At 33.6% G+C, this 9,150-nt stretch carries 7 protein-coding genes and 1 pseudogene; 5 read left to right on the forward strand and 3 right to left on the reverse strand.

Going from position 1 to position 9,150, the window contains the following annotated elements; all coding sequences use genetic code 11:
- A partial coding sequence (locus HMPREF3002_RS06660) for an SdpI family protein (protein ID WP_141754507.1) occupies window positions 1-347 on the forward strand: 347 nt, incomplete at its 5' end.
- A 103-nt stretch (window positions 348-450) separates the two neighbouring features.
- Here the strand turns inward: HMPREF3002_RS06660 and HMPREF3002_RS06665 are convergent.
- The 3 genes and pseudogenes from HMPREF3002_RS06665 to HMPREF3002_RS10690 form a co-directional block, all read right to left on the reverse strand.
- Entirely contained in the window at window positions 451-2,229 is a 1,779-nt protein-coding gene (locus HMPREF3002_RS06665; protein ID WP_049492989.1) for an ABC transporter ATP-binding protein, read from the reverse strand.
- A gap of 106 nt (window positions 2,230-2,335) precedes the next feature.
- Window positions 2,336-2,566 carry a hypothetical protein gene (locus HMPREF3002_RS06670; RefSeq protein WP_049492987.1) on the reverse strand — a complete coding sequence of 77 codons (231 nt, stop codon included), beginning with the start codon at window positions 2,564-2,566 and terminating at the stop codon, window positions 2,336-2,338.
- Between the two features lie 817 nt (window positions 2,567-3,383).
- Window positions 3,384-3,668, reverse strand: a pseudogene (locus HMPREF3002_RS10690) (ATP-binding cassette domain-containing protein); the annotation flags it as partial.
- Window positions 3,669-3,724: 56 nt separating this feature from the next.
- Between HMPREF3002_RS10690 and HMPREF3002_RS10695 the strand changes: the two are divergent.
- From HMPREF3002_RS10695 to HMPREF3002_RS06700, 4 genes are all read left to right on the forward strand, one after another.
- Window positions 3,725-5,073 (forward strand): IS3 family transposase gene (locus HMPREF3002_RS10695; protein WP_141754499.1). Its coding sequence is split into 2 segments (ribosomal slippage): window positions 3,725-4,175 and window positions 4,175-5,073, totalling 1,350 coding nucleotides; the frame shifts between segments, so codons are not numbered across the junction.
- Window positions 5,074-5,650: 577 nt separating this feature from the next.
- Entirely contained in the window at window positions 5,651-6,511 is an 861-nt protein-coding gene (locus HMPREF3002_RS06690; protein ID WP_023919397.1) for an Rgg/GadR/MutR family transcriptional regulator, read from the forward strand.
- A gap of 243 nt (window positions 6,512-6,754) precedes the next feature.
- Window positions 6,755-7,954 (forward strand): streptosactin maturase GggB, encoded by a 1,200-nt coding sequence (locus tag HMPREF3002_RS06695; protein WP_023919393.1) that lies wholly within the window; start codon window positions 6,755-6,757, stop codon window positions 7,952-7,954.
- Window positions 7,947-9,150, forward strand: a 1,204-nt coding sequence (locus HMPREF3002_RS06700) for an ATP-binding cassette domain-containing protein (protein ID WP_070665722.1), incomplete at its 3' end; no start/stop codon positions are given. The genes HMPREF3002_RS06695 and HMPREF3002_RS06700, both read left to right, overlap by 8 nt.

Here is a 9,150-nt window from a genome sequence, read left to right on the forward strand (position 1 = left end):
TAAGTATCTCCTATCTCATCTATAGCAAGGCGCTAGGATCTACTACCAATCCATCAGTTTTTGTTTCGGTGTTGCTAGGGCTCATCTTTGTGGTCATGGGCAATTACATGCCTAAGTTGAAAGTGAATCACACGGTTGGAATCCGCCTACCTTGGACCCTGCAGAGTGAAGATAACTGGCACAAAACCCATCGCTTGGCAGGGAAATTGTGGGTCCTCGGAGGTTTGATCCTTCTTCTTGAAGCAGGCCCTCAATTCGCTGTCCCTTATGTAATGGGGATCGTCATCCTCATCATTGTTCTCGTTCCGATCCTATATTCTTATCAATTAAGTCGGAAAAATTGTTAGTATAAAAAACAACCAGAGAAGAAGCAGTCGTGAACTGTTTCTTTTCCGGTTGTTTTTGCTTGTTTTCATAAGAATACGCTCTTATACCGATAGCAATTGAAAGTTAGTTTAATTCTTTGTAATATAAAGAAGATTGCATGGTATAAAGCTCTTCATAGTATTTGTTGGTTTTCATTAAAGCGTCATGTTTATCAAATCCTTCAATCCTTCCATTTCTTAATAACAAAATTTTATCTGCTTGTCGGACGCTTGATAATCGATGTGTAATGAAAAATACGGTTTTTCCTTCCGTTAATTTTAAGAATTTCTCAAATAATTCATATTCGGTTCGGGCATCGAGTGCAGCTGTAGGCTCGTCTAGAATCAGTATAGGTGAATGAGAGAAGAAAGCTCTTGCCAGTGCAACTTTTTGCCATTGACCTCCTGAAAGGTCATGACTATGATCAAATTTTTTTCCAAGAATAGTATTTAGATCTGATAGACTACTTTCAAACCCACTGTCCTCTAATGCCTTTAGGATTTGATCATCTGCATTGATCTCCTGTATATTCGAAATGCCCACATTCTCTCTAAGGGTAAGATCAAATTTAGAAAAATCCTGAAAAATAGCGGAGACATTTTCCCTAAATTTCTCTGGGTCAAAGTTGCTAATCGAGATGTTATTGATCAATAATTCACCTTCTTCAATATTGTAAAATCGGGTAAGTAACTTAATCAATGTGGTTTTTCCTGCGCCGTTTTCTCCAACAATAGCAATCTTTTCTCCCTTATTGACACTGAAGCTGATATTTTTTAAGGCATAGTTTTCACTAGTTGGATACTTAAATGATACGTCTACGAAATCTATTTTTTCAATACTTGATGGCACAGCAACTGTAGCACTCTTAGAGTCTGATGGCAGTGCAATAAACTTGAAAAATTTTTCCATATAAAGCAAGGTGTCGTACAGCAAACTAGAATCTTCAATCAATCTTGACATACTATTAATTGCATACACAATACTTGAAGAAAAAAGCATTACAGCTCCAATTCCCAATTGTCCTACTTTGATAGAATAGATGATATAGATAAAACTTCCTACACTTAATAGAGCAGTTAAAATCAAAAAAATGACAGAACTGTTAAATTTTTTTAACCTTGTCTTTTGAATATTTCTTTTTATACTGGAGAAAGATTGAGTATACTTCTTCATAAAGAAGTTGTAGAGGTTGTATAGTCTCACATCTTTGATTGCCTCTGATGATAGCAAAACTTGACTGTAATATTCCAGTTTTCTTGATTCTTCACTGTTGGAAACAAGGACTTCAAAAGCTTGCTGTTGAAGGGAATAAGAAATCAACCCTTGTGGAACTAAAACCAGCAACATGAGCAAGGCAATGACTGGATGAAATGATGCAAATATAACCAGCATTGAAATAAACAGTATTGCATTTGAAATAATACTAGTCCCAAAGACCAATAAATTCACAGGTCTCCAACTGGCTTCTGAACTTAATAATTGAATATCATTATAAAAATTATTGTCTTCAAAATAGTCAATCGTCTGAATTTCCTCAGACTTTTTCATAATATCACAGTTCAATGTATAGGTAAGATCATCTGTTAACTTGCCTTGAATCATTGTTGTTAACGGCGTAAATATATTATTTAAAAGGAAAGCAACACCCCATACTCCAAGCAATAAGAATAATAATTGTTGTGACAGGTTGTTCATTCTATTAATGAGTATATTCGCAATATACAATGATAACGAAGGCAATAATGCCTGGATCGGTATCGTGATAATCAAAATTAAAATATTGAATGGCGATGTTTTCCACAGATAGAGTATACTTTTAACATACAATACAAGGTAAGTTTTATATTCGCTAACTTTAACCATTTGTCCCCCCTCACTAATAAAACTACAAGCTCAAAGAAAATAGAGCTTAAATGAATTTTGACAAAAATAGGTCATTTCTCGAAGTGCTTTAGTATGCTATATCTTACTAATGATGATGATCTTTTTCAGGATTGCTCATAATCTGTGTAAATATTTCTTTATATTTATATTTCAGATATTTTTCGTGTAGAATGAACAAAGCTACGTAAACAATCATAAAAACAATAGATAAATACAGTATATCAAATGTACTATGTCCAAAATAAGTTGCGGATTCATAAGATCCAATAGCTCCTAAGATCAACCAAGGAATGTACTTGTAATACTTCGTTACCATAACACGGATCTCCTTTAATTAAACTAATGAGAATATCTAAAACTAAAAGTCATACCTGTACTTGTAGGATTATAATGATCTAAAGTCATCAAAGTGCTAAATTCTCAAACCAACTTCTACCGCCAATAAATGTGGAAGTTAATTTGTCAAAACAATGCTGTTAAAAAATATAAGGGAAAACTTTTTTGTTAAATAAGGTTATCGTTACTATTAACCAAATATAGTTTTTAGCCAATCAACTATAAGTGGTCTAAGTAATGGGATTAAGAATAGACCTACAATGATACCTAAAATAAATATTAGAGACATTTTTTTGAAGCTTCTTTTGTTCATCTATGGACACATCCCTTCAATGAATGGAATCCCCACCATCGCCAACTATCTAACAAGTTGAAGAGTGGGAGTGATGCTATAAAGAATAAATAGTGATTTTTTTCACGTTTATCACATCTTTCTTTAATATATATTATATACTAAACATATATCGAAATGTAAAAATGTCACATATATACACATAATTAGAGGTGGAGCTGTTATGCGTTGGGATTACGGTACGATCTATAAAAAAATACGGAAATCAAAACATATTAGTCAAGAGGAAGTTTGCGCTGTAGTTTTACTAAATCTCTACGACTATAGATTAAAAATGTATACATTTCTATACAAATAGTAGAAAAGGACTCAGTCCTGTGCAATACAGAACTAAATCCTTTGGATAAATTATTAATCTATCTATTTCGGTGCACTTAACTTTCGGGATGTTTTGTCAGGAAATGAATATGTAACGTAATGAAAATCTGTGCTATTACCCTATTCTTCATTGACTAATTTTTAGGCTTACCACTTGATCAGCTTGTTTCCAAATGGTTGGATTATGTGTTGCAATAATGATCAGACGTTCCTTATTTTTTAATGTTAGGAGTAAGTCCATAATCTCCTGTGAGGTCTCAGGATCAAGAGCGGCAGTTAATTCATCTGCCAAAATTAGAGGAGGATCTTTTAAAATGATCTTTGCCAAGGCTACACGTTGTGCTTCTCCTCCAGAAAGCTCATATACTTTTTGATCTAGTTGAATATAAGATAGTCCTACTCTATCTAATACTGAACCGCACCCCAAAAGTTAGACAGAAAAAATCTAACTTTTGGGGTGTTTTTATTATGAAATTGACATATAAGGATAAGGTTCAGATATATGAACTTAGAAAACAAGGGCGAAGCTTCAAAGAGCTTTCAAATATATTCGGGATAAATATTCCTAATCTTAGGTACATGATTAAATTGATTGATCGTTACGGTATAGAGTTCGTCAAAAAGGGGAAGAATCGTTATTATTCTCCTAAATTAAAACGAGAAATTATTGATAAAGTTCTGCTTGAAGGTCATTCACAAATAAGGGTGTCTCTAGATTATGCTCTCCCAAACCAAGGAATGCTTCCAAATTGGCTGGCACAATACAAGAAAAATGGGTATACTATTGTTGAGAAAACAAGAGGGAGAGCACCTAAAATGGGACGCAAGCCAAAGAAGAAACCTGAAGAAATGACAGAGTTAGAACGTCTTCAAGCAGAAAATGAATACCTGAGAGCGGAGAATGCTGTTCTAAAAAAGTTGAGAGAACTCCGATTGAAGGAGGAAAAAGAGCAAGAAGAAAAACGGAAATTGTTCAAGGATTGGTAACAGAGTTTTCTTTAGATATCCTTCTAAAGATTATTAAGCTTGCCCGTTCAACTTATTATTATCACTTAAAACAGCTGGATCAAAGCGATAAGGATGATCAAGTTAAAGCTGAAATTCAGTCAATTTATACTGAGCATAAAGGAAATTACGGCTATCGTCGCATGACTCTAGAATTACGAAATCGTGGCTTCGTAGTGAACCATAAGAAGGTGCAGCGTCTTATGAAAGTACTTGGTTTAAAGGCTCGAATTCGTCGTAAACGGAAGTATTCTTCATACCAAGGAGAGGTTGGCAAGAAAGCAGATAACCTTATTCAACGTCAATTTGAAGCAACCAAACCAATGCAAAAGTGCTACACAGATGTGACAGAATTTGCCATTCCAGCAAGCAGCCAAAAGCTTTATTTATCACCAGTTTTAGATGGCTTTAACAGCGAAGTTATCTCCTACAATCTTTCTACTTCGCCGAACTTAGTACAAATGAAAGCTATGCTAGAACAAGCCTTTACAGCGAACCATTACGAAAATACAATTCTCCATAGTGACCAAGGATGGCAATACCAACATGATTTCTATCATCATTTTTTAAAGAATAAGGGAATCCAACCATCTATGTCACGTAAGGGAAATAGCCCAGATAACGGTATGATGGAATCTTTCTTTGGTATTCTTAAGTCTGAAATGTTTTATGGTTATGAGAATACGTTTCAGTCACTTGAGCAATTGGAACAAGCTATTGTCGACTATATTGATTACTACAACAACAAACGAATTAAGGTAAAACTAAAAGGACTTAGTCCTGTACAATACAGAACTAAATCCTTTGCTTAAATTAATTGTCTAACTTTTTGGGGTCAGTACATAAATGCCTCTTTTTTATATGTTTGTGGACTAGAAGTAGATAGAATATATAGATAATATGTAACAGTTACACAACTTATTTTACATTACCTGACTTTACGAATGATATAAAAAAGACCCTTAAAATAATTGATTTTAAAAAGATAGTTTTCGTTAGGTTAATTTATTTGCACGTCAAACACTATAAAAAGAGAGTGGGACAGAAATCGGTAATTCGTTAGAATTCGATTTCATCGTCCCACCTCCGCACAGTTGAGTAGGGCTGTAAAAGCTGATGAAATCAGCGTATTAGAGCCCACTCAACCACTGCATCTTGCTCGACATCCAAAAACAATTGAGAGGCTAGGACTTTTGTCCCAGCCCCTTTTTATAAGAGAGTGAAATTATCCAACTCCTATAACTATGATTCCTCCAAGTATTACTAAAGATAAGTAAAAAAATAATTTTTTATTCATAATAGCAACCTCTTTTCTTTTTCTCCTATGATATAATGTTATTCAAGATATTGTAATAAATTCCCTTATACACAATTTAAGAGGTACTTTAAATGAAATACGGAAAAATTTTTAAAAAATTTAGAGAATCAAGAGGACTGTCACTAAAAGATGTTTCTAAATGTGGAGTATCAAGTTCTCACCTGTCAAGGTTTGAGCATGAAGAAGCTGACTTAACTATTACAAAATTCATTTTAGCACTTGAAGCAATTAATATGCCAATTGAAGAATTTATATACGCAGCGCGCGATTTTCATAGAGATGACTTTAATGAATTGTTAGAGAAAATTCGTTTATTAGTAGCAAAGCGAGATATCGTTGGTATGGAAAATTTACTGATTAGTTTGTTGGAAAATAAAAAGAAGAAAGGCCCTTTTTATGAGCTAAATACGATTTTGGTTAAGATTCGTTTACAGGACTTATCAGGAAAGATCTATGTGACAGATCAAGATATTAGTTTTATCAGTGAGTACTTATTTTCTGTAGAATACTGGGGGTGTTATGAATTGTTGTTGTTTATGAATACATTAGATGTTTTAAATCATGAAACTATGATGGTTTTATCAAAAGAAATGTGCCATCGCTCTGAATTTTATAGAGATATTCCAAATAATCGTCGTTTACTATCGACCATGTTGTTAAATGCCTATATAACATGTATTGAACGAAACGAGCTAATAGATGCTCTTTATTTTGAAAAACAACTAAAATTTTGTAACTTCTCAGAAACTGAAATTTATGAAAAACTAGTGTTTCATTATGCGAAAAATTTGTACGATTTAAAGAAAACTCATAATCAATATGCTTTAATTGAGATGAGAAAATGTATCGCAACAATGAAATTAGTAAATAGTCAACAGTTAGCATGTACGTTTGAACATCATTTAGAACAAGTGTTGAACGATTTAGAATAAATTGTGTATAAGGGAATTTTTTATAGCGCTCCTAAAATGGTAATATGATATCTATATAAAACATAGGAGGTGAAAATAATGGAAGAACTACAAGTTATTAACCTTGAAGATCTTTTAGAGTTTGATCAAGGTTATGTTGTTAATAATAACTGTGGACCAAGTCATTCTTGTGGTGGCGGTCGATAGTTTCTTCCGAGGTGGGGAAAAATTTCCCCATCTCTGTTTTCATTAATGAGGATTGCTATGATTAAAAAAATTGATACTGATTTTGGTACATATTATTTTGATTCCATTTCTTTTACTTTGTCTTCTTCACCTGAATATAAAAATACGTCTAATACTTTGGATAATCTTGATGATGGAATCTTGAAGAAAGTTGTAATAAATATTTCAAATAGCTGTAATCTATCGTGTTCGTACTGTTATGCTGATGGTGGAAACTATGGCATGGACAATCGAGTAATGGATTTTGATACTGCTGATAAGATAATTCAGGAAATTGTAAGTAAGGGAATAAAACAAATTAATCGATTAATACTTTTTGGAGGAGAGCCTTTTTTAAATATTGAGTTGTTTGTATATTTTATTGAGAAATTATCTAAATTTTTAAATATATTAAAAGTTGAGACTGTTACTAATGGTACTGTTTTGAATCATCGAGTAAAGCATATGTTAAATAAATTTCATCCATTTTTAACAATTAGTTTAGATGGACCAGAGGTTGTTCATGATAGGTTAAGGGGAAAAGGAAGTCACAGAAAGACTCTGAGATTCATTAAGTATTTAAAAAGTATTGATTATGATAATTTCGAAATTGCATCAACGTATACTCGTATTCATCAAAAAAATGGTATTAGTAGAGAAGCTATTTTCAAATATTTTACTGAGATGGATGTTCATTTTAATGTTAATGATGTCTTCAGTAAAAATAAAGTACTTATTGTTAAAGAAATGGAAAAAAGTTTATCGGAAAGAAAAACTTTTATAGATACATCTATTCAGAATGTAATTGATTGTAATGAGAAAGCATTTATTAGCCCAATCTTATACGATGTTTTAATATCTATGATTTACAAGAGTACAAACCATACTTTCTGCGATGATATTGATCCTTCCAATACAATTACTTTTGACGTAGATGGAAGTAAGAAGTTGTGCTTTAGATTCTGGGGGAGTCATAATAGTCCAAATGTTGAAACATTTAATAATAAGGATAATTTTTCTAAGTGTAAAGATTGCTGGTGTAGAGGTATGTGTATAGAATGTGTTGCCAATGTAATTGATGGTTATTCCACTGTCATTAACGAGAATGGAGAATTCATAGAATGCCACAAGCCAGAACTTATGGAATACTGCATACAACAAATTATATACCTTTCTAGAGATAAAGAGCGACTATCTAAGTTGGTAAATAATTTCAGGAGGTTTATACGTTATGCTTAGATCTTATGTAACCAAGAAGCACTTATTCTTCTATTTTGTGGCGATTATGATTACTTGGCTGGAGGCTATCATTACACCAGCTTTGATTCAGTATATTGTCTCTAGTTTTACCAATCACCAGTTGCATTTGCTATGGCAAGTCTTGGTTTGGGGGATTATTGGAAATTTGATTCTCTTGCTGGGTTTGGCGGGGAAACGTTATTACTATGCACGAGTACTGACAGACTTCAAGTTGGGTATTAAGAAGGATATCTTTCAGACTTTCTTATATAGTCGTCGGATTGCGGATGAGGAAGTTTTGTCAGACTTGGAAAATGATGTAAAACAGCTAGAAGATAATTATATTGAGCCGACTGTTATTATCATTTCTTCTTTGGGATTTACAACAGTTTCTATCTGTTATGCTCTTTGGACTAATTTTTATCTTGGCTTGCTCTTTATCGTTTTTTATTCGATACCTACTCTTTGTAGTGGAATTGGCTCTAAACGTTTGGATGAAATTACGAAGGAGAAGTCCCTAGCGAACCAAGTCTATGTCTCTCAAGCAACCAATATGATCGCAGGTGCTCGTTCCATACGGTATTATCGGGGACAAAGTTTGTTTTTCAAATTGTTTTCTAAAGATTTGCATAAGACTCTAAAGGAAGAAATCGCCTATGAGAAGCAACGGACAATAAATAGTCTCTTTATCAATGGAATTGATGCTTTTTGCTCGGTCGCGCCTATTGTCATTGGTGGTTTCATGACCTATTATAACTACCTATCTGCAGCCAGCTTTGTAGGGATTTACCTCGTATCGTATAATATTGGCTATCAATTTCAGGAGTTGTCTTATTTTATCAATACTAGAAAATCAGCTAAGTCTCTCTGTGATAAATATCAAAAATTGCTGGGAGTGGGCTTTGAAATGCCTTCTGTTCTCGAAGGTTCTGTCTTTCCTATCCAGTTAAAGCAAGTAAGTGTAGTGCGTGATGGTCAAGAAATTCTAGCCCCTTGTGACCTAACTATTGAGGAAGGCGAAAAGATTGCTATTATCGGAGAAAGTGGGTCTGGGAAAACCACCTTACTGAACCTAATTTATGGTGAAATTAAGCCCAGTCATGGTCGGATTCGCTACCATGGGCAAGAGCTAACCTCGGATGAACTTTATCAGGCAGGAGCCTACATTCTCCAGTCTAGTCATATCTTTGATGGTT

The sequence above is a fragment of the Streptococcus sp. HMSC065E03 genome (assembly GCF_001815045.1).
Lineage (GTDB): Bacteria > Bacillota > Bacilli > Lactobacillales > Streptococcaceae > Streptococcus > Streptococcus parasanguinis_AD.

Coding starts and splice junctions, on each gene's coding strand:
- HMPREF3002_RS06665 (WP_049492989.1), bottom strand. CDS start 2,229: ATGGTTAAAGTTAGCGAATATAAAACTTACCTTGTATTGTATGTTAAA.
- HMPREF3002_RS06670 (WP_049492987.1), bottom strand. CDS start 2,566: ATGGTAACGAAGTATTACAAGTACATTCCTTGGTTGATCTTAGGAGCT.
- HMPREF3002_RS06690 (WP_023919397.1), top strand. CDS start 5,651: ATGAAATACGGAAAAATTTTTAAAAAATTTAGAGAATCAAGAGGACTG.
- HMPREF3002_RS06695 (WP_023919393.1), top strand. CDS start 6,755: ATGATTAAAAAAATTGATACTGATTTTGGTACATATTATTTTGATTCC.